General features: G+C 74.2%; 23 protein-coding genes and 1 pseudogene. 16 read left to right on the forward strand and 8 right to left on the reverse strand.

What is annotated here, in order from left to right; genetic code table 11:
- Window positions 1-9 precede the first annotated feature (9 nt).
- Window positions 10-612, reverse strand: a complete 603-nt coding sequence (locus ACSNN8_RS30980) for a hypothetical protein (RefSeq protein WP_436653511.1) — start codon at window positions 610-612, stop codon at window positions 10-12.
- Between the two features lie 66 nt (window positions 613-678).
- Between ACSNN8_RS30980 and ACSNN8_RS30985 the strand changes: the two genes are divergently transcribed.
- The 3 genes from ACSNN8_RS30985 (at window position 679) to ACSNN8_RS30995 (ending at window position 3,191) form a co-directional block, all read left to right on the forward strand.
- Window positions 679-2,073 (forward strand): hypothetical protein, encoded by a 1,395-nt coding sequence (locus ACSNN8_RS30985; protein ID WP_436653512.1) that lies wholly within the window; start codon window positions 679-681, stop codon window positions 2,071-2,073.
- A 55-nt stretch (window positions 2,074-2,128) separates the two neighbouring features.
- Complete coding sequence (locus ACSNN8_RS30990) at window positions 2,129-2,929, forward strand: SAM-dependent methyltransferase (RefSeq protein WP_436653513.1); 801 nt, start codon at window positions 2,129-2,131, stop codon at window positions 2,927-2,929.
- 112 nt (window positions 2,930-3,041) lie between these two features.
- Window positions 3,042-3,191, forward strand: a complete 150-nt coding sequence (locus ACSNN8_RS30995; protein ID WP_436653514.1) for a hypothetical protein — start codon at window positions 3,042-3,044, stop codon at window positions 3,189-3,191.
- Window positions 3,192-3,197: 6 nt separating this feature from the next.
- Here the strand turns inward: ACSNN8_RS30995 and ACSNN8_RS31000 are convergent, their stop codons facing one another.
- The gene (locus ACSNN8_RS31000; RefSeq protein WP_436653515.1) at window positions 3,198-4,484 is read right to left on the reverse strand and encodes an MFS transporter; all 1,287 of its coding nucleotides are present in this window, start codon (window positions 4,482-4,484) and stop codon (window positions 3,198-3,200) included.
- Between the two features lie 127 nt (window positions 4,485-4,611).
- Here ACSNN8_RS31000 and ACSNN8_RS31005 point away from each other — a divergent pair, with 127 nt between their 5' ends.
- Window positions 4,612-5,730: a serine hydrolase domain-containing protein gene (locus ACSNN8_RS31005; protein WP_436653516.1), complete on the forward strand. Its 1,119-nt coding sequence runs from the start codon at window positions 4,612-4,614 to the stop codon at window positions 5,728-5,730.
- 82 nt (window positions 5,731-5,812) lie between these two features.
- Window positions 5,813-7,192 carry a threonine/serine ThrE exporter family protein gene (locus tag ACSNN8_RS31010; RefSeq protein WP_436653517.1) on the forward strand — a complete coding sequence of 460 codons (1,380 nt, stop codon included), beginning with the start codon at window positions 5,813-5,815 and terminating at the stop codon, window positions 7,190-7,192.
- Window positions 7,193-7,321: 129 nt separating this feature from the next.
- On the opposite strand, the gene ACSNN8_RS31015 is transcribed toward ACSNN8_RS31010, so the two are convergent.
- A complete protein-coding gene (locus ACSNN8_RS31015) occupies window positions 7,322-10,054 on the reverse strand; it encodes a helix-turn-helix transcriptional regulator (RefSeq protein ID WP_436653518.1) in 2,733 nt (910 codons plus the stop codon).
- Complete coding sequence (locus ACSNN8_RS31020) at window positions 10,021-10,215, reverse strand: hypothetical protein (RefSeq protein WP_436653519.1); 195 nt, start codon at window positions 10,213-10,215, stop codon at window positions 10,021-10,023. The genes ACSNN8_RS31015 and ACSNN8_RS31020 overlap by 34 nt, the downstream gene beginning before the upstream one ends.
- Before the next feature lie 166 nt (window positions 10,216-10,381).
- Here ACSNN8_RS31020 and ACSNN8_RS31025 point away from each other — a divergent pair, with 166 nt between their 5' ends.
- Both ACSNN8_RS31025 and ACSNN8_RS31030 read left to right on the forward strand, forming a co-directional pair.
- Window positions 10,382-11,758 (forward strand): S28 family serine protease, encoded by a 1,377-nt coding sequence (locus ACSNN8_RS31025; protein WP_436653520.1) that lies wholly within the window; start codon window positions 10,382-10,384, stop codon window positions 11,756-11,758.
- A 29-nt stretch (window positions 11,759-11,787) separates the two neighbouring features.
- Window positions 11,788-12,246: a hypothetical protein gene (locus tag ACSNN8_RS31030; protein WP_436653521.1), complete on the forward strand. Its 459-nt coding sequence runs from the start codon at window positions 11,788-11,790 to the stop codon at window positions 12,244-12,246.
- A 13-nt stretch (window positions 12,247-12,259) separates the two neighbouring features.
- On the opposite strand, the gene ACSNN8_RS31035 is transcribed toward ACSNN8_RS31030, so the two are convergent.
- Together ACSNN8_RS31035 and ACSNN8_RS31040 are read right to left on the reverse strand one after the other, a co-directional pair.
- Window positions 12,260-12,664 (reverse strand): DoxX family protein, encoded by a 405-nt coding sequence (locus tag ACSNN8_RS31035; RefSeq protein WP_436653522.1) that lies wholly within the window; start codon window positions 12,662-12,664, stop codon window positions 12,260-12,262.
- Window positions 12,665-12,758: 94 nt separating this feature from the next.
- Window positions 12,759-14,132, reverse strand: coding sequence for an FAD-dependent oxidoreductase (locus tag ACSNN8_RS31040; RefSeq protein WP_436653523.1), 1,374 nt, complete (start codon window positions 14,130-14,132; stop codon window positions 12,759-12,761).
- 80 nt (window positions 14,133-14,212) lie between these two features.
- Here ACSNN8_RS31040 and ACSNN8_RS31045 point away from each other — a divergent pair, with 80 nt between their 5' ends.
- From ACSNN8_RS31045 to ACSNN8_RS31075, 7 genes and pseudogenes are all read left to right on the forward strand, one after another.
- Window positions 14,213-15,208, forward strand: a complete 996-nt coding sequence (locus ACSNN8_RS31045; RefSeq protein ID WP_436653524.1) for a D-2-hydroxyacid dehydrogenase — start codon at window positions 14,213-14,215, stop codon at window positions 15,206-15,208.
- Between the two features lie 43 nt (window positions 15,209-15,251).
- Window positions 15,252-15,815, forward strand: a complete 564-nt coding sequence (locus ACSNN8_RS31050; RefSeq protein ID WP_436653525.1) for a TetR family transcriptional regulator C-terminal domain-containing protein — start codon at window positions 15,252-15,254, stop codon at window positions 15,813-15,815.
- Between the two features lie 25 nt (window positions 15,816-15,840).
- Window positions 15,841-16,410 (forward strand): DUF4865 family protein, encoded by a 570-nt coding sequence (locus ACSNN8_RS31055; protein ID WP_436653526.1) that lies wholly within the window; start codon window positions 15,841-15,843, stop codon window positions 16,408-16,410.
- Window positions 16,411-16,452: 42 nt separating this feature from the next.
- Window positions 16,453-16,854, forward strand: coding sequence for a carboxymuconolactone decarboxylase family protein (locus ACSNN8_RS31060; RefSeq protein WP_436653527.1), 402 nt, complete (start codon window positions 16,453-16,455; stop codon window positions 16,852-16,854).
- Window positions 16,851-17,786, forward strand: coding sequence for a hypothetical protein (locus ACSNN8_RS31065; protein ID WP_436653528.1), 936 nt, complete (start codon window positions 16,851-16,853; stop codon window positions 17,784-17,786). The genes ACSNN8_RS31060 and ACSNN8_RS31065 overlap by 4 nt, the downstream gene beginning before the upstream one ends.
- A 256-nt stretch (window positions 17,787-18,042) precedes the next feature.
- Window positions 18,043-18,273: a hypothetical protein gene (locus tag ACSNN8_RS31070; RefSeq protein ID WP_436653529.1), complete on the forward strand. Its 231-nt coding sequence runs from the start codon at window positions 18,043-18,045 to the stop codon at window positions 18,271-18,273.
- Between the two features lie 521 nt (window positions 18,274-18,794).
- Window positions 18,795-19,094 (forward strand): annotated as a pseudogene (locus ACSNN8_RS31075) (transposase); the annotation flags it as partial.
- Window positions 19,095-19,373: 279 nt separating this feature from the next.
- Here ACSNN8_RS31075 and ACSNN8_RS31080 read toward each other — a convergent pair.
- Window positions 19,374-20,123 carry a hypothetical protein gene (locus tag ACSNN8_RS31080; RefSeq protein WP_436653530.1) on the reverse strand — a complete coding sequence of 250 codons (750 nt, stop codon included), beginning with the start codon at window positions 20,121-20,123 and terminating at the stop codon, window positions 19,374-19,376.
- 107 nt (window positions 20,124-20,230) lie between these two features.
- Between ACSNN8_RS31080 and ACSNN8_RS31085 the strand changes: the two genes are divergently transcribed.
- Both ACSNN8_RS31085 and ACSNN8_RS31090 read left to right on the forward strand, forming a co-directional pair.
- Window positions 20,231-21,379: a sensor histidine kinase gene (locus ACSNN8_RS31085; RefSeq protein ID WP_436653531.1), complete on the forward strand. Its 1,149-nt coding sequence runs from the start codon at window positions 20,231-20,233 to the stop codon at window positions 21,377-21,379.
- Entirely contained in the window at window positions 21,376-22,047 is a 672-nt protein-coding gene (locus ACSNN8_RS31090; RefSeq protein ID WP_436653532.1) for a response regulator, read from the forward strand. The genes ACSNN8_RS31085 and ACSNN8_RS31090 overlap by 4 nt, the downstream gene beginning before the upstream one ends.
- On the opposite strand, the gene ACSNN8_RS31095 is transcribed toward ACSNN8_RS31090, so the two are convergent.
- Entirely contained in the window at window positions 22,044-23,168 is a 1,125-nt protein-coding gene (locus ACSNN8_RS31095) for an RCC1 domain-containing protein (RefSeq protein ID WP_436655464.1), read from the reverse strand. The genes ACSNN8_RS31090 and ACSNN8_RS31095 overlap by 4 nt on opposite strands.
- Window positions 23,169-23,195: the final 27 nt, after the last annotated feature.

The raw sequence follows: 23,195 nt of genomic DNA on the forward strand, positions 1-23,195 counted from the left end.
GACAATCGTTCAGCGGGGCGGCATCTCGACGGTGGTGGTCACGCGGGCCAGCGCCGGGAAGCGGGGGGTGGAGCCGAACCCGAACCGTACGGGCGGGTCCACCGCGGCCAGGTTGCCGAGGTTCAGCCCGTCGAGCAGGGCGCGGGCGCCGACGATGCGGTGCAGGTCGTGCACGGCGTACCACTCCCGGCGGCCGTTGCCCGCGCTGCCGTGCGTGCGCACCCCGCGCAGCAGCCGCGCCGGTACGTCGATCGCCCGCACCCAGGGCAGCTGCCGCGCGAGCGGCCGCGGCACCGAGCGCAGCAGCCGGCCCAGCGCACCGCGGCCGCCCACGGCGAACCGCAGCGTGAGGGGCCCGGCCACGACCACCCACGCCGCATCCGACCGATTGACGCGAATCGGCACCACCTGCACGTCGTCGAACGAGTACGTGCCGGCGACGAACCGGCCGAGCTCCGCGGTCCCGGCGAGCAGCACCCGATGGCCGTCCGCGTGCTCGACCATGACGTCGGTGACCGGCCCGAACGGCGACTCCGGCCAGTGCCCCACCACCAGCCGCGTCCCGCTCGCCGTGCCGACGCCGGCGATCCACCCGTCGAAGCGCAACCGCACATGATCCACCCCGTCGTCTTACCCGCGGACCCGGCGATCTTTCATCGACAGTCATATATTGGCCGGATGCGGCTTCTCGGCGTGGTCACGGCGTTGTCCCTCACAGCGGGCCTGGTGGGAGCGGGCGGCCCGGCCCGGGCGGCCGGCTGCCTCGACCCGGGCGTGCCGCTCACGGCCGAGGAGAGCCGGCTGACCTTCACGCTGCCCGGCGAGCCGGCGGTGCCGTTCGCGCGGCGCATGATCGAGGGCGCGGGCTTCGAGGGCCTCACGCCGCGGCTGGTCGAGCAGCTCTGCGGCGCCCGGTCGGTCGCGGCCGCCGAGCGGGTCGTGTCGCGCACAGCCGACCGGCTGTGGACCATGGCTGTCGACCGGGCGCAGCGGCGCGGGCCGGTGCGCGGCGACCTGCCGTACAGCGACGACCGGCCGCTCTACTGGACCCGGGTCGAGGCCATGGCCGCCATCCGGCAGTGGGTGCCGCGGTTCCCGCTCTTCGAGGGGCGGCGCCTGGAGCTGATCGAGACCTTCGACCGTACGTCCCGGGGGATGCGCGACATCGACCTGCCGCCCGGCGCCGGCGTCAAGCGGGTCATCGTGAGCGGCTTCGACCCGTACACGCTGGACGGCGGTCCCGGCGGCAACAACATCCGGCACGGCAACCCGTCCGGCGCCACGGCGCTGTCGCTGGACGGCACGCGCCACCGCAACGCGGTCATCGAGGCGTACACGCTGCCGGTCAGCTACCCCGAGTTCCGGCGCGGCTATCTGGAGGACACCGTCGGGCCGTTCATGCTGCCCGGCCCGCGGCAGGTGGACGCGTCGATCACGGTGAGCCAGGCCGGCGGCGCGGTGTTCAACCTCGAGCAGTGGAACGCGCGCTACCACGGCGTCTCCCCCGGCAACGACCGGTTCCGCCCGTGCCAGGCGGTCGGCGGCGTGCCGCAGCTGGCCGTCAACAATCCCGAGTGCAACATCACGGTGGTGGACCGGTGGGGCGGCCCGTCGACGTTCGACCTGCGCAACCCGCCGCAGTGGACCGGCGCGACCCTGCCCGTGCAGCAGATGATCGCCGCGAACACGGGCGCCGACGTGCCGCGGCCGCCGGGCGACACCTGGCCCGACGAGTCGGTCGCGTTCGGCGTGGTCTGGCGTACGAGCTACACCGAGTTCCCGGACTGCGCCTCCCCCGCCCTGGCGACCCGCGACACCCCCACCCCGCCCGCGGCGCAGACGTGCTCGTACAGCGGCGGAGGCGGCAACTACCTGTCCAACGAGAGCGCCTACCGCAACACGCTGCTGCGCGACCGGATGGGCCTGAGCATCCCGGCCGGGCACATCCACACCCCCGACATGCAGCACTTCGAGACCGAGTACGGGGTGAGCGACCCGACGTTCGACGCCTGGCGGCTCGCGATCGCCCAGCAGACCCGCAACCTGGTCCACGTCGTCGCCGACACGGCCTGACCGGCGCCGGCCGAAATCGGTGGTGACGAGCGGTCGCCGTCGATAGCCTCCGCGGATGACCCCACCTCCCACGATCGGCAGCGGGGCCCGGCTGGCGTTCATGTCGCCGCTGTCCGAGGAGCGCGCGAACCGGATCGTCGCGACCGTGGCCGCGCGGTCGCCGGCCACGGTCGCCGACCTCGGCTGCGGCTGGGGCGAGCTCCTGCTCCGCATCCTGGCCGCCGCGCCGGGCGCCACCGGCATCGGGGCCGACGCTCACGGGCCCGACATCGTCCGCGCCCGCACCAACGCCGAGGCGCGCGGCCTGACCGGCCGGGTCTCCTTCGCCGAGGGTCCCGCCCGGGCTCACCTGCGCGCCGCGGACGTCGTGCTCAACATCGGCGCCTATCAGGCGTTCGGCACGATCGCGGACGCCCTGCGGGTGCTGTCCGAGCTGGTCACCCCCGGTGGCGTCCTGATCTTCGGCGCGGAGTTCTGGGAGCAGCCGCCGACCGCCGACCGGCTGGCCCACATGTGGCCCGGCGCCTCGCCGGACGACTGCACCGATCTGGCCGGGCTCGTCGACGAGGCCGTCGCCGCCGGCTTCCGGCCGCTGCGGATCGAGACGGCGACCGCCAACGAGTGGGAGGACTTCGAGTCGGGCCTCGCGGCCGAGGCCGAGGACTGGATCGTGTCGCATGCCGGACATCCCGAGGCCGAGGCGCTGCGGGAGAAGCTCGACACCCAGCGCGACATGTGGCTCAAGGGCCACCGCGGCCACCTCGGCTTCGCCTATCTCACGCTGGCGCCCCACCGGCCGCCGTCCGGGCAGGCGTTCCCGGTCGGCAGCCCTCAGCAGCCGGCGGCGCCGCGGTGAGGGCCAGCCGGTCGAGCGTCGTCCGTCGTGCCGGGCAACGGCACGTTCGCGCGGGTTGCGGCGCGTGGTGAGCGGGTACCCCGTACGACACGTCGTTCGAGGAGGCACCACCATGGCAACTCTTGCCCAGCGCGTCCGCACGTTCCTGCAGAGCCCGCAGGGCCGGCAGTTGGTCGACCAGGGACGCCGGCAGCTGGCCAAGCCCGAGAACCAGCGCCGGCTGCGGGGCCTGTTCACCCGGCTGCAGAACCGCCGTCGCTGACTGACGTCAGCCCGGCGCGGACGCCTGCGCCGTGCCGGGCTGCTCGGCCTGCAGGTCGACCCGCGAGGTCTCCGGCGCGAACCAGAGCGCGACCAGCGTGATCAACAGGGCGATGAGGACGTACGCCGACACGGCGAACGCGCTGCCGGTCACCCGGACGAGCTGGATCGAGATGATCGGGGCGAGCGCGCCGCCGAGGATGCCGGCGATCTGATAGCCCATCGACGCGCCGGAGTAGCGCAGCCGGGTGCTGAACATCTCGACGATGAACGCCGCCTGCGGCCCGTACATCGCCGCGTGGGTGACCAGCGCGACCACGGTGGCGAGCACGATCACGACGCGGTTCTCGGTGGCCAGCAACGGGAAGAACGCGAACGCCCACGCCGCGGCGCCGGCGGCCCCGGCGGCGTACACGGGTCTGCGCCCGACCCGGTCGGACAGCGCGCCGAACGCGGGGATCAGCGCGAGCTGGAACGCCGAGCCGATCAGGACGGCCGCCAGCCCGGCGCTGCGCGGCAGCCCGAGCGTGTCGGTGATGTACGTCAGCACGTACAGCGAGAAGGTGTAGAACGCGACGTCGGTGCCGATCCGGGCGGCCATCGCGACCAGCAGCCCGCGCGGGTGCAGGCGCAGCACCTCGACCAGCGGCATCTTCGCCTTGGCGCCCGACTCCTCGACCTCGGCGAACAGCGGCGACTCGGTGATCGTCAGCCGGATCCACAGCCCCACCCCGACCAGCACGCCGGACAGCAGGAACGACACCCGCCACCCCCAGGACAGGAACGCCTCCTCCGACAGCGTGCTGTTGAGGATCCACAGCACGCCCGCGGCCAGCAGGTTGCCGGCCGGCACGCCGACCTGCGGCCAGCTCGCGTTGAGGCCGCGGCGGTCGGTCCCGCCGTGCTCCACCGACATGATCACGGCGCCGCCCCACTCGCCGCCCAGCCCCAGGCCCTGCAGGAAGCGCAGCGCGACCAGCAGGACGGGCGCGGCCACGCCGATGGCCGCGTACGTGGGCACGAGCCCGATCGCGAACGTGGCGGCGCCCATCAGCACCAGCGTGATCACCAGGACGTTGCGGCGCCCCACCCGGTCGCCGAAGTGCCCGAAGATCACCCCGCCGAGCGGCCGGGCGACGAACCCCACGGCGTACGTCGTGAAGGCCAGCAGCGTGCCGGTGAGCGACTCGAACTGCGGGAAGAACAGCTTGCCGAACACCAGTGCGGCGGCGGAGCCGTACAGGAAGAAGTCGTACCACTCCAGCGAGGTGCCGATGAGGCTGGCGACGATCACGCGGCGAGGCGAGGAGGAGGCCATTCCCCCCGCGTACCCCCGCCTGCGCCGCCGCACACCGATCGACGCATAGCTATTGGATGATCGGCTGCCTGTGCCCGCCGCCGGCCGGTGCCACGGTGAGGGCATGAAGACTCGACTGCTCCGTACGTTCCTGGTCGTCTGCGCTGCGCTCGTGCTGCCGGCGGCCGTCGCCGCGCCCGCGTCGGCCTCGCGCGGCGACCCGGCCCTGCAGGCCGCCCTGGACGACCTCGTCGCCGCGGGCGCCACCGGCGCGCTGGCCGTGGTCGACGACGGCACCCGTACGCTCCGGCTGACCAGCGGTGTGGCGAGGCTGCAGCCGCGGCAGCCGCTCACGCCGCCGGCCCGGTTCCGGATCGGCAGCGCCACCAAGACGTTCGTCTCGGTCGTGGCGCTGCAGCTCGTCGGGCAGGGCAAGTTGCGGCTGGACGACACCGTGGAGCGCTGGCTGCCCGGGCTCGTGCCCGGCGGCTCGGCCGTCACGGTGCGGATGCTGCTCAACCACACCAGCGGCCTGTTCGACTTCGCCGCCGACGAGACGTTCCTGGCCCGGTTCCTCGCCGACCCGACCCGGCGGTGGACGCCGCGCGAGCTCGTCGCCGTCGCCAACCGGCACCCGCCGACGTTCCCGCCGGGCGGCGGCTGGGCGTACAGCAACACCGGCTACGTCCTCGCGGGCCTGATCGTCGAGAAGGCTTCCGGGCGCGACCTGGAGCGGCTGGTCGAGCAGCGCATCCTGCGGCCGCTGCGGCTGAGCGCGACCGCCTTCCCCACCACGCCGCGGATCGCCGGCTACCACGCCCACGGCTACCTGCCCCCGTCGGTCAGCGGCGCGGGCTACGTCGACGTGACACCGCTAAGCCCCTCCGCGGTCTGGGCCGCGGGCGGGATGACCTCCAACGCCGCCGACCTGCGCGCGTTCTACGAGGCCCTGCTGCGCGGCCGCCTGCTCGCGCCGGCCCAGCAGGCCGAGCTGCTCCGGACCGTACGGGTGGCGCCGGGCTACGACTACGGCCTGGGCATCTATGCGCAGCAGTTCCCGTGCGGCACCGTCTGGGGCCACAACGGCGCCCTCCTCGGCTACATCTCCTGGACCTTCACCGACCGCGAGGGCCGGCGCAGCGTCGTGGTGATGATGCCCACGGAGCCCGACCAGACGCTGCTGACCGCGATGGAGGGACGCCTGCTGCCGGCCGCCGTGTGCCGCATGCTCTCGGCCGGGTGATCCGCCACGCCGGTCGGCGGCCGCGTCGCCACCCGGCGCCCGGGCCGCGTCTAGGGTCGGGACCGGGGTGGGAGGGATGCGGATGTCACAGGGACGGATCGCCCGCCGGCTGCGCGGTGTCGTCCGGCGGGAGGCCCGCGACCTGCTGCGCGGCGGGGAGCCCACGGCCGAGCTGCTGCGGCCGGTCGGGCCCGACGTGCCGACCGACGCGCAGGTGCTCGAGGTGCTCGACCTGTGCATGCAGGTGGGCGAGGTGCTGTTGTCCAGCGGCGAGCCCGCGGGCGAGACGTCCGCGACGATGACGCGGCTGGCCGCAGCCTGCGGACTGCCCACGGTCGACGTCGACATCACGTTCAACTCGATCACCATGTGCTGTCACCGTGGCAACGTGGCGGCTCCGGTGACCACGATGCGGCTGGTCAGCAACCGCACCACCGACCTGACCCGGCTGGCCCTGGTCACCCGGATCGTCGACCAGGTGAGGCGCGGGCGGATGACCGTCGAAGCCGCCTCGGCAGCCATGACCGAGGCGGTCAACGCCAGGCATCCGTACCCGCGCTGGGTGGCCACCGCCGGGTGGGGCGGGCTGGCCGCCGCGGTGGCCGTCCTGCTCGGCGGTACGGCCATGATCGCCCTGACCGCGTTCGCCGTCACCGCGTTCATCGACCGCCTGGGCCGCGTGCTGCGCCGGTGGGGCGTCGCGCCGTTCTTCCTGCAGCTCGCCGGGGCGCTGGTGGCCACCGTGGCCACGCTCGGGCTGTTCGGGGCCGGCGCGCTGCCCTCGGGCACGCAACCGTCGCTGGTCATCGCGGCCGGCGTCACGGTCCTGCTGTCGGGGTTGTCGGTGGTGGGCACCGTCCAGGACGCCATCTCGGGCCTCTACGTCACCGCGGCCGGCCGCGCGGCGGAGATCGCGCTGCTGTCGGCCGGGCTGCTCGCGGGCGTCATCCTGGGCCTGAAGGTGGGGCTGGTGCTCGACCTGACGCTGGACCCGTCCGAACCGGTGGCCGCGGACGTCGCCCGCTTCGGCCTGTCGACCGCGGCCGCCGCGACGTCGGCCGCCATGTTCGCGCTGGCCTGTTACACCCCGCTGCGCTCGCTGCCGGCCGCATTCCTGACCGGCGGCACGGCCTGGGCCTCGTACGGCGCCGTCACCCTGGTCACCGACCTCGGCTCGGTCGCCGCCACCGGCGTGGCGGCCACCGTCGTCGGGCTCGCAACCGGCCTGTCCCGGCGCGGCTCGGGGGCGCAGACGCAGGTCATCCTGCTGTCCGGGATCATCCCGCTGCTGCCCGGGCTCACCGCCTACCGCGGGTTCTACCAGCTGGCCACCCAGGACGTGGTGAACGGGCTGGTCACGATCATCCTGGCGCTCGCCATCGGCCTGGCGCTGGCGGCCGGCGTGGCTTTCGGCGACTTCGCCGGCGGCCCCCGTCGGCAGCCCGCCCGGCTGCGGGGCTGATCATCGCGTTCCGCTCGGCGCCCCCGCTGCGGGTCTCTACGGACGAGCAAGAGCCAGGCCAGGGGACGGAGCAGGACGGCGCGGGACGGCATAAGCGAGCCCGGCCACGGGGACGGGGCGAGCGAGCGGTCAGCGGCGGCTGAGGAGGTCGGCCACCTCGGTGCGGGAGGAGACGCCGAGTTTGCGCAGGATGTTGGAGACGTGGACGGCGGCGGTCTTCGGGGAGATGTAGAGACGGCGGGCCAGCTCGGTGTTGGTCAGGCCGTCGCTGATGAGGACGGCGACCTCGCGCTCGCGGGGGGTCAGCGCGGCGGGGCCGGTGTCGGCGGGGCCGTCGGGGGCGATGCCGAGCTGGGCCCGGACGTGGGCCAGCTGGGCGACGCGCCAGCCGCGCCAGCCGGAGAGCAGGGACTGGGCCTCGGCCGCGTGGGCGGCGGCCTCGTCGCGGTGGCCGGTGGCCAGCAGGCAGCGGGCGGCTCCGAGGCGTACGGTGCCCTGTTTGGCGGGGCCGAGGATGTCGGCGTCCACGATGGACTCGTAGCCGGCCAGCGCCTCGGCGTGCCGGCCGCGCGCCTCGGCGAGCTGGGCCTGGACGAGGGTGCGGTAGACGTCCCACAGGTCGCCGTCGAGCATCGCGGCGGCCATCTGTTCGAGCCGGGGCTGGGGCAGGCCCCCGGCCAGCGCGGCGGAGACCAGGTCGTGGGCCTGTTCGCCGCTGCGCCACGCCTGGCCGGGCAGGGCGGCCAGGAACGCGTCCAGGGCCGCCTCGGCGCGCGGGAGGTCGCCGAGGCGGCACGCCAGGTGGAAGGTGAGGCCGGGGACGGCGGTCGACGGGTTGTCGGGCAGCGCGGACAGGTCGGCGATGAGCTGCTCGACGCGGTCCAGCTCGCCGGCCTCCAGGTACAGCCCGGCCAGGAAGACGCCGTGGTAGTCGGCCCAGCGGCCGCGCAGCCGGAAGCCGCGGTTCTGCTCGCGGCCCTCCTCGAGCGCGGCGATCGCGGCGGCCAGGTCGCCGGTGCGCAGCGCGAGCCGGGCCCGGCCCTGGAAGTACGTGGCCACCGCCAGCGACTCCAGGCCGGCCCGCTCGGCGTCGGCCCGCATCCGTTCCAGGGTCTCGGCGTGCTCGGCCGGTGAGGCGGGCGGCAGGTCCATCGCCAGGATGTTCAGCGCCCGGGCGGCGAGCACCCACTCCCCCGCCTTCTCGGCCTCGTCGACGAGCGCGGCGAGGATCTCGCGGCCGGCCGGGGCCGTCTGGCGGCGCTCGGTGAGCGCGGAGCCCTTCTCGAGCAGCGCGGTCAGGCGGATGGCCGGCAGCCCGAACTGCTCGGCCAGCGCCAGCGCGCGGTCGCACCAGAGCAGCGCGGCGTCCAGGTCGTCGCGCAGGTACGCCGACTGGGCGACCGCGGTCATCGCCCGCGCCTGACCCTCACCGGGCGGCAGCTGCGCGATCAGCGTCTCGATCTCGTGCGTCAGCGCGCGCATCTCGTCGGTCTCGCGCGACTCCCAGGCGATGCGCACCAGCAGGTACAGCGACTCGGCCCGGTCGGCCGCCTCGGTGGCCAGGTCGCGCCAGCGCCGGCCGTAGCGCGACGCGTCGTCGAGCAGGCCGGCCAGCCACGACGCGCGGGCCGCGGCGCCGAGCAGGTCGGGGTCGTCGGGCACCTCGTCGAGGCCCATCTCGGCCAGCTGCAGCGCCTGGTAGGCCGAGCCGATCGACAGGTAGAGCGCCGCTCCCCGCCGGGCCGCCGCGACCATGTCGTCGTAGCGGCCCGCGCCACGCGCGTGGTGCGCCACCAGCGCCGGGTCCGACGATCCGCCGCTCAGGAGCGCGTCGAGCGCCGCCTCGTGCAGCCGGCGCCGCTGCCGGCCGAGCAGCTGCCCGGCGATCGCCTCGCGGACCAGCGCGTGCCGGAACGCGAACTCGTCCTCGCCCGACTCGACCAGCACGCCGCGCGTCACCAGGTCGCGCAGCACGGCGATGAGCTCGTCCTCGCCCGCGCCGGTCACGTCGGCGAGCAGGTCGAACGGGATGCGGTGACCCAGCACGGTGGCCGCCTCGACGATGCGGTGGCTGACCGGGTCGAGGTCGTCGACCTGGCGGCGCAGCACGTCGGCGAGGCTCCACGGCAGCGGCTGCTCGACCAGCGCCTCCACGTCGTGCCCGGGCAGGGCGCGCAGCAGCTCCTCGAGGAAGAACGGGTTGCCGCCGGTGCGCTGGTGCAGCGCGGTCACGGCGCGCAGCGGGGCCGGCGCGCCGGTGGCCGCCGCGAGCAGCGCCGCCGTCTGCCCGGCGGTGAGGCGGTCCAGGCGTACGTGGGTGACCGCGTGGCGCCGCTCGAGCCGCGCGAGCAGACCGGCCACCGGCTGGCGGCGGGTCACCTCGTCGGGCCGGTAGGTGCCGATGAGCAGCCGCGGCCCGCGCTGGTCGGCGAGCCGCTCGAACAGCGCGGCGCTCTCGGAGTCGGCCCAGTGCAGGTCCTCGAAGACGATGACCGCGGGCGCGTCGCCGATCAGGCCGGCCACGATCGCGAGGCCAGTGTGCAGCCGCTCGACCGGGCTGCGCCGGGCGTCGGCCAGGGCCGCCAGCTGCTCCGCGTCGACCCCCGGGCGTCCGTCGATGGCGTCGAGGAGCACCTCGTACGGCCGGGACAGCGACCCCGGCTCCGCCTGGCCCACCAGCACCACCGTCCCGTCCGGCAGGCCGGCGATCAGCTCGTGCACCAGCCGGGTCTTGCCGATGCCGGGCTCACCCGCGATCACCGCGATCGCCGGCTCACCCGACGAAGCGAGCTGCGCCAGCCGGCGCAGCTCGCTCTCGCGTCCGATCATCACCGGACCGGCACCGCCGCGGAGGTTTCGCACGACGCCAGGTTACCGGTGGGCCGGCCGCGCACGACCGGTGCTTTGCGCGCCTTGCGGGCCAGCCGCGCGATGCTCAGCAGGTGGTGCCGGTCGGCCTCCTCGACCAGCTCGCGGTGACGGTCGTTGGCCAGGGTCAGCATCAGGTCCGCGTGGTTCAGCATGGCTGTGTCTCCTTGTTCGGCCTCGGTGATGACTCCATACTCGGCCGCGGCAGGGGGTGGACACATCGGAATGACTTCCGTATTCCTGCTGGTCAAGGGTGCTTATCCGGGCCCGGCGGCGGCGTAGGTATACCTAGGCGGCCGGTTGGTCGATTAGCATGCGTCGATGCGACGTCGCCTGCTGACCGTCCTCGTGTCCGTGCTGGCCCTGCTCTCGGCGCCCACCGTGGCGACGGCCGCCGCCCTCGACGACCTGCTCACGCGCCTGCAGGCCATTCCGGGGCTGACGGTCGTCTCCGAGACCCAGCCCACCGGCTACCGGTTCTTCGTGCTCACCTATCGTCAGCCGGCCGACCACCGGCACCCCGGGGCGGGCACGTACGAGCAGCGGCTCACGCTGCTGCACCGCGACACCGACGCGCCGGTCGTGCTGTCCACCAGCGGATACGGGCTGCCCGCCACGCCGCGGGCGTCGCGCACCGAGCCGACCGTGCTGCTGGACGCCAACCAGGTGTCGGTCGAGCACCGCTTCTTCACGCCGTCGCGGCCCCGGCCCGCCGACTGGTCGGACCTGACCATCTGGCAGGAGGCCACCGACGAGCACCGGATCGTGCAGGCGCTCAAGGCGGTCTACTCCGGCAAGTGGATCCAGACCGGGGGCAGCAAGGGCGGCATGACGTCGGTCTACCACCGGCGGTTCTACCCCGCCGACGTGGACGGCGTGGTGGCCTACGTGGCGCCCAACGACAGCCTCAACGACCTCGACGGGGCGTACGACCGGTTCTTCACGACCGTGGGCGATGCCGCGTGCCGCAGCGCGCTCGACGGCGTCCAGAAGGAGGCTCTGAAACGGCGTGACCGGCTGGTGCCCCGGCTCGAGGCGGACGCGGCCGCGAACGGGTGGACCTTCGGCCGGACGCTGGGGACCGCCGACCGGGCGTACGAGATGACCGTGCTCGACACCGTGTGGGCGTTCTGGCAGTACCGGTCGGCCGCGGACTGCGCGGACGTGCCCGCCGCGACGGCCACCGACGCCGAGCTGTACGCGTGGATCGACGAGGTCGCCTCCTGGTCGTTCTACACCGATCAGGGGCTCGAGCCGTACTGGCCGTACTACTATCAGGCCGCCAACCAGCTCGGCTGGCCCAGCCTGCGCTTCGATCAGCTGCGCGGGCTGCGCCGCTACCCCGGCCTCTACACGGCGAACTCGTCGCTGCCCGCGGAGCTACGCTCCCGCCACAACCCACTGCCGATGATCGACGTGGACCTGTGGGTGCGCACGCTGTCGCAGCGGATGCTGTTCGTCTACGGCGAGAACGACCCGTGGGGCGCCGAGCGGTTCCGGCCGAGCCGCCGGGACTCGTACCTGTACGTCGCCCCGGGCGCGAACCACGGCGCGAACATCTCGCGGCTCGCCCCGGCCGACGCGGCTGAGGCCACGGCCACCCTGCGCCGGTGGGCGGGCGTGCCGGCGACGACCACCCTGCGCGGCACCGCCGACCTGCCCTTCGACGACATGCTGGAGAACCGCGGGATCCGATGATCCTTGACGAGATGGCGCAGAATGGGCGGATGCTTGCCAGGCGCATCGCCACCGTGGTGGCCACCCTGCTGGCCGTCGCCGGGGCCGGCGCCTGCGGGAGCGCCGCGGCCACCTCGGAGCGGCGGCACACCGAGCCCGCCGCGGTCGTGCCGGCGACCGGCGTCCGCACGCCGGGCCGCGACGTCCCGGCCGCCGCGCGCACCGAAACCGGCGTACGCCATGTGCCCTCCACCTTCCGGCTGCCGCCGGGCAGCCGGGTCACCGCGCTGTCCGACGCCGAGTCCGGCGCGTCGTTCACGCTGACCGCGCCGGACCCGGAGGCCGTGCTGTCGTTCTACCGCCGCGAGCTGCCGCTGGCCGCGTTCACCATCGTCGCCGACCGGGCCGAGCACGGCGCCACGAGCCTGACGTTCCAGGACGCGGACGGCTGGGCCGGCACCATCTTCGCCAGCACGCACCGCGTGACGGTCGCCGTCCGCCGCGCCTGACGCCCCGGCAGCCTCACCGCGTGCGGGGCAGGCGGAGGGTCGAGCGGCGGTGCCAGGCGATGAACACGAACAGCGCGAACAGCACCACGGGCGTCAGCACGAGCGCGCCGCCGTGCAGAATGAACGCCTGCGTGATGGCGGCCCCCACCATCAGCAGCGCCAGCCCGACCGCGGCCGGACCGGCCAAGCGGGGCACGAGCAGCCCGGCCCCGCCGGCCAGCTCGACCACGCCGATGAAGTAGCGGAACCAGGTGGCGGCGCCCATGTCGTCGAAGGTCTGCACCGCGGTGGCCTCGCCGGCCAGCTTGGGCCCGGCCGAGCCGACGATCATGAAGAGTCCGAGGAACACCTGAAGCCCCCACAGGGTGCGGTGCAGCCGACGGGCGGGCGATGCGGGGGTGACGCCGACGGTGGTCATGACAGTGGTCCTCTCGCGGGATCTGAAGAAGCAGTGGCACCCCTGAAGACCCGCGAGAGGCACCGAACTCATCGGCCGGTCGGCGCGAGTTTCGTCAGGCCGCGATCGAGGGCAGCAGGCTCTCGAGCCCGATCCAGATGCGGGCCGAGTTGTGCGAGTGCCACGCCGCCCCCGACCAGTACGTCCGGTTGCGGCCCTGCAGGGCGTTGAGCCGCGGGTAGAAGCCCGCGGCGATGTCGCCCGGCCCGACGCGCAGCTCGAACGGCGTGTGCCCGGCGTACGTGGCGAAGCCCTCGAACCGCACCGGGTACGTCCCCGCGGCGGCGACCCGCTCGATGCCGGCCCGGATCTCGCGGCGCACCACCGCGTCCGGCAGCGGCACGGGGCTGCCGTACTTGACGTTGTAGAGCCCGGGCACGGCGCTGGGCGCCACCATGTAGAGCCCCGGCAGCGGCGGCAACTGGTACGGCGTGCCGGCCGCGACGTTGTCGAGCCCCACGCCGGCCGGCAGCCCCGAGAGCCGGACGACCGCGGTGTAGTAGCCGCCCGCGGTGAACCTGCCGAACAGCGACCGTTCGACGTCGTCCAGATCGACCGCGGCCAGGTTGCGCACCAGCGGCGGGATCGTCACGAGCAGCTTGCGCGCCTCTATCAGCCGCGGGCCGCCCGGGCCCGCGGTCAGCACCCGCACGCCCGAGCGCGACCGCTCGACGTGCACCGCCCGGGTCCTCAACAGCACGTCGTCGCCCAGGTGCCGGGTGGCGCGCTCGTAGAGCAGGCTGTTGTTGCCGGCCGCCGTGGTGACGTAGCCGCCGCCGAGCAGCTTGCCGGCGACGCCCTGGCCGAACAGGTTGACCGCGTACAGCGCGGGCAGGCCCAGCAGGTCGCCGATGCCCTGCCCGTAGCCGAACACCAGCGGGACGATCGAGCCGAGGTCGTGCTTCGCGACGAAGTCCGCGAACGGCGCCATCAGCTCGGCCGGCGGCGGATCGGGCAGGTTCAGCACGGTGTCGATCGGGCCGAACCGGCTGATCTGCTCGTAGTAGGCGGGCAGCGCGACCGGCGCCGGCGGCGTGTAGTCGACCGGCCGGCCGGTGCGGAAGTCGACGTACGCCGTCGTGCCGCCCCCGCCGCCGCCGGAGAGCCGCACCAGGTCGATGTCGAACCGGCCGAAGTGGCTGCGGACGACCGGCTCGTCCTCCAGCACGACGACCCCGATGTCGATCGTCGCGCCGGTGGCCGGGTCGTGGTACGTCTCCGTGTGCCCGCCCAGCCGGCCCTGCGCCTCCACGACGACCACGCTGCGGCCGAGGTCGCGGAGGCGGACCGCGGCGTACGTGCCCGCCGAGCCGCCGCCGAGAACGCACACGTCCCGCTTCACCACCCGCGGGCTCGCGCCGCCGGCCACCAGCGGAGCGGCCGCCGCGGCACCCATCACACCGAGCATCTGCTTGCGTGTCAGACCCATGACAGCCCAAGGTATGCCCTTTCATCGATCTATGGGAGCACTGTGGACGAGAGTTTCCCGGCGGACACTAGATTCGGCGCATGATGCCGCCGCTGACCGTCGTGGTCGCCAGCTACCTCGAACCGGACCTCGTCGACCGCATCGCCGCCGCCGGGCCCGGCCTGGAGGTGCTCTACGACCCGGATCTCCTGCCGGCGCCGCAGTACCGCTGCGACCACGGCGGCCGCCGCCCCGAGCTCACGCCGGAGCAGGCCGGCCGGTGGGCGGGCATGCTGGCCGCCGCGGACGTCGCGTTCGACTTCGACTGGGAGCGCCCGGCCGAGCTGCCCCGGCGCGCGCCGGGGCTGCGCTGGGTGCAGGCGACCAGCGCCGGCATCGGCGGCTTCGTGCGGCGCACCGGCCTCGACCGCAGCGACATCGAGATCACCACGGCGGCCGGCATCCACGCCGTGCCGCTCGCCGAGTTCGCCGTCACCGGCGCGCTGCACTTCGTCAAGGGCGTGCCCGAGCTGGTCCGTCGCCGGCGCGCGCACGTCTACGAGCGGTACACCAGCGCGCAGCTGGCCGGCCGCACCGTCACCGTGGTCGGGCTGGGCGGGATGGGCCGCGAGGTCGTGCGCACCTTCCGCGCGCTCGGCACCCGGGTGGTCGGGATCGGCCGTACGCGGAAGGAGACCGAGCTCGACGAGGCGCTGCCCCGCACCGACGTGCTGGTGCTCTGCTGCCCGCTGACGCCCGAGACCGAGGGGCTGATCGGCGCGCGGCAACTGGCCCTGCTGCCGCGCGGCGCCGTGCTGGTGAACATCGCCCGAGGGGCCGTCGTGGACGAGGCCGCCCTGATCGAGTCCCTCCGCGCGGGTCATCTCGGCGGCGCCGCGCTGGACGTGTTCGCCACCGAGCCGTTGCCGGACTCCTCGCCGCTGTGGGACCTGGACAACGTGCTGCTCTCGCCGCACTCGGCGTCCACCGTGGCAACCGAGAACGCCGCGCTCACCGACCTGTTCCTCGACAACCTGCGCCGCTTCCGCTCCGGTGAGCCGCTGCGCAACCGCTACCACCGCGACCGCGGCTACTGACCGGCGCTTGCGTCTGTACCTACTAGTATGTAAGGCTGGCGGCATGGAAGCACGGGAGCGGCTGATCGTCAGCACCCAGGAGCTGTTGCGCGAGCGCGGCTACGTCGGCACCTCGCCCAAGGCCATCCAGCAGCACGCCGAGGCCGGGCAGGGCAGCATGTACCACCACTTCACCGGCAAGGCCGAGCTGGCCCGGGTCGCGCTGCAGCGGACCGCCGCGGCCGAGCGCGAGCGCGCCGAGACGCTGCTCGGCGGGCCGGGCAGCGCGCTCGACCGGCTGACCGGCTATCTGCGCCGCGAGCGCGAGGTGCTGCGCGGATGCCCGATCGGCCGGCACGCCCAGGACCCTGACGTGGTGGCCGACCCGTCGCTGCGGGCGCCGCTGGCCGAGACGTTCGGCTGGCTGCGCGAGCGGCTGGCCGGCATCGTCGCCGAGGGCGTCGCGTCCGGCGAGCTGCGGGCCGGCGTCGACCCCGACGCGGTGGCGTCCGCCGTCGTGGCCACCGTGCAGGGCGGCTACGTGCTGGCCCGGTCGGCGGGCTCACCCGAGCCGTTCACCGCCGCCACCGAGGGCGCCGTGCAGCTGCTCACCGCGCTCCGCCGATGAACAGAGAGGGATCTCCGTGCACGTCATGCAGTACGAACTGACCCTGCCCGCCGACTACGACATGACCGTCATCGAGCGCCGGGTGGCCGAGCGCGGCAGTGCCACCGACGCCTTCCCGCACCTGGGCCTCAAGGCGTACGCGGTGCGCCGGATCGGCCGGCACGGGTCGCCGGTCAACGCGTACGCGCCGTTCTACCTGTGGCACGACCCGGCCGGGATGAACGCGTTCCTCTACGGCCCGTTCCGCGCCATCGTCACCGACTTCGGCCGGCCCGCGGTACGGCACTGGGTGGGCGCGGCATTCCACCGCGGCCCGGCGTTCGGCGAGCAGCCGGTGTTCCTGACCCGCCGGCGGGTTCCGCTGCCCGCCGACGTGCTGCCCGGCGACGCGCTCGACGGACAGCTCGAGCCGCCGGCCGCGCGGGCGGGCCTGCACAGCGAGGCCGTCGCCGTCGACCCCGACCGGTGGGAGCTCCTGCGGGTCACGCTGTGGACCGCCGCCCCCGCCCGACCCGATCCCGGCGTGACCGGCTTCGACGTGCTGCACGCGTCGACGCCCCACCTGGAGCGGCTGGCCACCGGCCGGCTGTGGTGACGCACGCCCGTTCTGTACCTACTAGTATGTAAGGACTCGACCATGACCGAACGACTCGGCGCCGAGCTGCAGCCGGCCGTCCTCGACCGCGCCGCGGGCCAGGAGCTGCTCACCGCCATGCAGGACCCGCAGACGTACGCGGCCACGATCCCCGCCCTCGAGGAGCTGGCGCCCGGCTTCGCCGACTGGATCGTGACGTGCCTGTTCGGCGGCACCTACCAGCGCGGGGTGCTCTCCGCCCGCGACCGGCAGATCGCCACGCTCTCCGCGCTCGCCGTGCTGGGCTCGGTGGAGCCGCAACTGGTCGGCCACATCCGCACCGCGCTGCGGCTGGGCCTGCAGCCCCGCGAGGTCACCGAGGTCTTCGTGCACCTCGCCCCGTACGTGGGCACGCCCCGGGCGCTCGCCGCCCTGCGCTGCGCGCGGCAGGTGTACGGGCAATGAGCGTGGCCCGGACGGTGCTGGGCGACGTGGACCCGGCCGACCTGGGCGTCTGCGACGCGCACGACCACCTGTTCCTGCGCACCCCCCGGCTGCCCGGCGCCGAGCTCGACGACCCGGCAGCCGCCGCATCCACGCTGGGCGCGTTCGCCGCGGCCGGGGGCGGGTCGCTGATCCAGTGGACCCCGTACGGGCTGGGCCGGCACGCCGCCGGCCTGGCCGGCCTGTCGCGCGCGACCGGCGTGCACGTCGTCGCCGCCACCGGGCTGCACCAGGCCGTCCACTATGCACCGGAGGTCCTGGCCGCCGTGCTTCCCCGGCTGGAGGACCTGTTCGTCGCGGAGGTGACCGACAGCATCGTGGGCACCGGCGTACGCGCCGGACTGATCAAGGTGGCGGCCTCCCCCGCCGGCCTCGACGCCCACTCCCGCCGGGTCTTCGCCGCCGCCGCGACCGCCCACCACGCCACCGGCGCCCCGATCGGGGTGCACCTCGAGCCGGGCACGCCGGTCACCGACGTGCTGGCCGCGCTGTGCGGCCGCGGCCGGGTCGACCCGCGGCACGTCGTGCTGGGCCATCTCGAGCGGTACGCCGACCCGGCGGCCGTCCGGGCGGCGCTGGACGCCGGCACGTTCCTCGCCCTCGACGGCCCGTCCGCCCGCCACCCCGAGGCGAGCGCCCGGCTGCCGCGGGTGCTGGCCGCCGTGATCGACGGCGATGGCGGGGACCGCCTGCTGCTGGGCGCCGACACCACCGCGACCGGGACCGGGCCGGGCGCCGCCCACCTGCTCACCACGCTGCGGCCCATGCTGCACGCCCGGTTCGGCGCGGAGTGCGCCGACGCGGTGTTCGTGACGAACCCGCGCCGGGCGTACGTCCTCAACCGGCCCGCCCGGGAGGGGGCGTCCCATGGGTCGGCCGAGGCCGGCAGGTGACGCGGTCATGATCTGCCCGCCGAGGCGTTCGTTCCGTGCGCGGCGCGTTCCTGGTCGCGATGGACAGCCGCTCGCGGCAGCCTTTCCCGGCGGCCTCTCGCGGCGACCATTCGCGGCGGCCTCTCGCGGCGGCCTCTCACGGCGGCCTCTCACAACCCGGCCGGGGCACCGCGGTCCGACCGCGGTTTCACGAGGTCGCGCCGGACGGGCAGTCAGGCGACCCGGTGGCCGCAGGCACGGCCGAGCGCGGCGGGCAGTGCCCCGGGCCGCGGCGGGCTGTCCTACGGTCGGCGAGTTCGTCGAGGACCTGCCGCAGCTCGGCCTCGGTGCCGACGAGATCCGCGCCGTGCAGCCGCTTGCCGTCGCGATCCAGCGCGACGGTGTGGTGGCCCAAGTGCCGACATCGGTCATCGTCATGCAGCGCACCGCCCCCGTTAAATTTTTGATCGTCCACAGCCGGGGACTGCGGTCGCCCGGCCTGGCATGACTCACTGCCAACGTTGTACGGATGATCCGGGGGGTGTTGTCACCGGGCCGAGTGGCGTCGGCGGACCGCTGATAGGGACACGACCGCCTGGCATGTTGAGGCAGGTCTGCTCGTAACGTGACTGCCGACAGTCGACGCCGGACCGGCGATCGAGCTGATAGGCGACGTCGCTGCTGTCGCGCTGCGGCGGCCCGGCCGGGATGCGCAAGGCCGGCCGTTCGAAGCTGCTGGAGATCGCCTCGAAGAACGCACCTCGCCCGGGCGAACGCCTCGTCACTCAGATCCTGGCCGCCCTGGACGAGCAGACCGTGACCGTTCCCGGGACCAGCGCGGCGGAGAAGATCCTCCCGCGCTGGCTGACAGCCTCCGTGGCGTTCCCACCAGCGGGATCAGGTCGCTGGTGAGGTCGAAGGGATCCTCGATGCGCACCCTCTTGCCCGGGTCCTGACCTCGATGCCCGGCATCGGGATCGGGGCCGCAGCCCGAATCCTGCTCGAAGCCGACGATGGCGTCGCCTTCCCCACACCGGGCACCCGGCCGCCTACGCCGGTCTGGGCCCGGTCACCCGCCGCTCCGGCATCTCCATCCGCGGCGAGCACCCACCCAAAGGAGGCAACAAACGCGCCTTCTTCCTCGCCGCGTTCGCGTCTCTCGCGCACCCACCCTCACGGGCCCACTACGACCGCAAACGAGCTCAACGCAAACGCCACAACGCCGCCCTCATCCGCCTCGCCCGACGGCGGGCCGACGTCCTGTTCGCCATGCTCCGCGACCAGCAGCCCTACCAAACCCGGCCGACAGAACACGCCCCCGCCGCTTGACGAAATCCACAGGGACACCCCCGCGACGTGTCACCGAACTCGATCGCGAGCCCGGCTGACCACGTGGGCGGGCCGGTGGCGGCCGGCACCGCTTCGCCGTTGAAGAAGGCCGCGACCCGAGCTGCCGTGGTCGGCGCCGCCCGGCCCGGCGACACCAACCCCGGAGCATGCCTGCGACAGGGGAGGTGAGTCATACCGGGCCGGGCGAACGAGCGGTCCCTGGCTCAGGACGATCCGAGAGTGACCGGGGCTGACGCTCGCCGGCGCCACCGCCGAGCCTCACCCCACGCCGGTGCGGGAGCGCGAGCCGGCACCCGCGGGCGGGCGGTCGAGGCTTGCGCGGCGCAGGCGGCGGGCCCGGACGGCGCACACGACGGCGACCGTCACGATCCACAGTGCCCAGCCGAACTGGCCGCCGAACCAGAACGGGTACAGCGCGGACCAGGCCGTCACGATGCCGACCGTGCCGATCACCGCGGAGGCCGCCACGAGCGCGGTCGCCCAGGTGAGCCAGCGGGGAAGGAACGCGGCGAGCGCGGCGGCGGCGAGCACCAGGGCCGTGGGCGCCATCGCCAGGTCGCCGAGGAAGTGCGTGACACCGCCCAGCGCGTACCAGCCGCGCAGCGTGGCGTCGTCGATCTCGTCGAGGCGTACGCCGATCAGGCCCGGCAGCAGGCGCAGCATGCCGTCCACCACCGCCATCAGCAGGTAGTGGACCGCCAGCAGCAGCCCACCGGCGAGGAACAGACCCGCCAGCAGGGACGCCGGGCGCCGGTTGCGGATCAGCTGGGCGACCGCGGCGACGAACACGACGAACAGCACCACGCCGGCGAGCTCGGCCGCGGCCCCCACGCGCAGCGCGACGTCGTTGGCGGCCACGTGGTCGCGGATCTGCGCCGCGGTGGCGGTGGCGGGCGACGGGCCCTCCGCGGGCACCAGCCACGCGCCGAGGAAGAACAGGATGCCGGACACGGCGGCTGCGAGGCAGGGCCGCCGGTCGGCCGGGTCGAATCCGGTGTCGGTAGTCATGACGCCAGCCTGGGCCCGTACGCCCGCCGGGTCGTCGGCCGCAATGCCGATCGGCCTCATCCCAACTGATGAGGAACGCCCGCGGGCGGCGGGTCTAGGGTTTTCCCATGCGGATGCGCCGGACGCAGCCGACTCTCACGGACGCCCTGCTGGCGGCCGCGCTGACCGCGGGCATCTGTTACGAAGCCGCGCTCGCCTGGGACAGCACGCCGGCTCCCGCGTACGTCCTCACGCTCGACGCCCTGTGTTCCGTCGTCTTCGCGTGGCGGCGGATCCGCCCGGTGGCCGCGGCCGTCGTGATCGGCGTGGCCACCGGGGGGACGCTGATCGTGGCGCCGGTGCCCGAGAACCTCTCGCACACGCTGACCCTGCTCGGCGCCGGGTACGCAGCGGTGGTCTACGCCCGCACGGTGCGCGGCGGGCTGGCCGGCATCGCAGCGATCACGGGCGGGGTCGCCGTGCACGGCTACCTCGACTACAGCGAGAGCACGATGGCCGCGGCCGTGGCAGCGTTGTGGATGGCGCTCACCTTCGTGGTCGGCTTCTCGGTGCGCCGGCACGCCGAGCGGGCCGCCGACTACGCCCGGCGCGCGGTGCTCGCCGAGCTGGCCCGCGACCGGCACGCGGCGGCGGCCGTGGCCCTCGAACGCACCCGCATCTCACGGGAGCTGCACGACGTCATCGCCCACGCGATCAGCGTCATCATCCTGCACGCCCGCGGCGGCCGCCGGATGCTGACCGTCGACGTCGCCGAGTCCCGCGAGGCCTTCGCGACCGTCGAGGAGGTCGCCGAGCAGGCGCTGGTGGAGATGCGCCGGCTGCTCGGGGTGCTGCGGGCCACCGACGAGGAGGCCGATCTCGCGCCCCAGCCCAGCCTGCGGCACCTCGACGCCCTCGTGGCCCAGGCCGCACGCCCGGACCTCGACATCCGCGTGCGCACCGAGGGCGACCTGACCGGCCTGCCGCCCGGGGTGGACGTGACCGGATACCGGATCGTGCAGGAGGCGCTGACCAACGTCCTCAAGCACGCGGACGCCGGTTCGGTGCACATCGCCGTCGCCGTGACCCCGGCGGCGCTGACGCTGGAGGTCGTCGACGACGGCACGGGAGCAGGCGCGGCGGCCAGCGCGGGCTACGGCATCCTCGGCATGCGCGAACGAGCGGCGCTGTTCGGCGGCGAGCTCGCCGCGGGCCCGCGGCCGGACCACGGGTTCACCGTCTCGGCGACCCTGCCGCTGACCGGGGCGGCGTCGTGATCCGGGTGCTGCTCGCCGACGACCAGCGGCTCGTCCGGGCCGGCTTCCGCATGATCCTGCGCGCCGAACCCGACCTCGAGGTGGCCGGCGAGGCGGGCGACGGCGTCGAGGCGGTCGAGGCCGCCCGCCGGCTGCGCCCGGACGTGGTCATCATGGACATCCGCATGCCGCGGCTCAACGGCATCGAGGCGACCCGGCAGATCGTCCGGCAGCCGCACCCGCCGCACGTGCTCGTGGTCACTACCTTCGACCTCGACCGGTACGTGTACGAGTCGCTGCGCGCGGGCGCGGGCGGCTTCCTGCTCAAGGACGCCCCCGAACGCCAGCTCACCTCCGCCATCCGCACGGTCGTCGACGGCGTCGCGCTGCTCGCGCCCGACGTCACCCGCCGCATGCTCGACGCCTTCGCCGGCCGGATCGAGCCCGGCCGCCCGCCGCCCGGGCTCGACGCGCTGACCGGCCGCGAGGTCGACGTGCTGCGGCTCATCGCCCGCGGCCGCTCCAACGCCGAGATCGCCCGGGAGCTGTACCTCAGCGACGCCACGGTCAAGACCCACGTCGCTCACATCCTGGCCAAGCTGGGCCTGGCCAGCCGCACCCAGGCCGCCGTCGTCGCGTACGAGACCAAGCTCGTCGTCCCCGGACAGCGGCCCGGGCCCGGACCCTAGGCGGGCAGGGTCACCTGCTGCGGGGCCGTGCGGCGGGTGGTGGTGCCGTCGCCGAGCTGGGCGTTGTCGTTGTTGCCCCAGCACCACAGCGTGGCGTCGGTGCGGTACGAGCAGACGTGGTACCCGGCGGCCCCGTTGGGCGTCCACGTGGTGGCGGTGCCGATGCGCGTGGGGGCGTACCGGTGGGTCGTCGTGCCGTCGGCGAGCTGGCCCGAGGCGTTGTTGCCCCAGCACCACAGGCTGCCGTCGGTGCGGGTGGCGCAGGCGGTGTCGAAGCTGGCGTCGACGCCCGTCCAGGTGGCGACGGAGCCCACCTGCGCGGGAGCGACCTGGTACGCGCCCGTCGCGCCGAGCTGGCCGTACCCGTTCTCGCCCCAGCACCACAACGTGCCGTCGGTGCGGGTCGCGCACGTGAACAGGTAGCCCGCGGTCACCTCGGACCACGTCGTGGCGGTGCCCACCTGGGTCGGCACGGTCTTGTAGCCGAGCGCGCCGGTGCCGAGCTGCCCGGTCGAGCTGTCGCCCCAGCACCACAGCGAGCCGTCGGTGCGGGTGGCGCAGGTGTGCGCGTAGCCGGCCGTCACGCTCGCCCAGGTGGTCGCCGTGCCGACCTGGAGCGGGGTGGTCGCGGTGTAGACGGCGGCGCCGTCGCCCAGCTGGCCGAAACGGTTGAAGCCCCAGCACCAGAGCGTTCCATCCGTACGGGTGGCGCACGTGTGGCTGTCGCCGGCGCTCACGCTCGCCCACGTGGTCGCCGTGCCGACCTGCACGGGAGCGGTCCGCCGGCTGGTGGTGCCGTCGCCGAGCTGGCCGCGGGTGTTGCTGCCCCAGCACCACAGCGTCCCGTCGGTGCGGACTCCGCAGTTGTAGCTGGTGCCGCCGTCGACGGCAGCCCAGGAGGAGGCGGTGCCGACCCGTACGGGGGCGGTCCGGTTGGTGGTGGTGCCGTCGCCGAGCTGGCCGCTGTAGTTGCCGCCCCAGCACCACAGTGCGCCGGTACGGATGGTGCAGGTGTGCGAGTAGCCGGTGGACACGGTCGACGGCGCGGGAGCGGCCGCGGCAGCCGGGCCGGCCACCGCGCCGATCCCGATCACCGTCATGGCTGCGGTGATGACGGTCATGACGATTCTTCTCACGTGCTGACTCCT

Source organism: Actinoplanes sp. URMC 104, assembly GCF_051386375.1.
Taxonomy (GTDB): domain Bacteria; phylum Actinomycetota; class Actinomycetes; order Mycobacteriales; family Micromonosporaceae; genus Actinoplanes.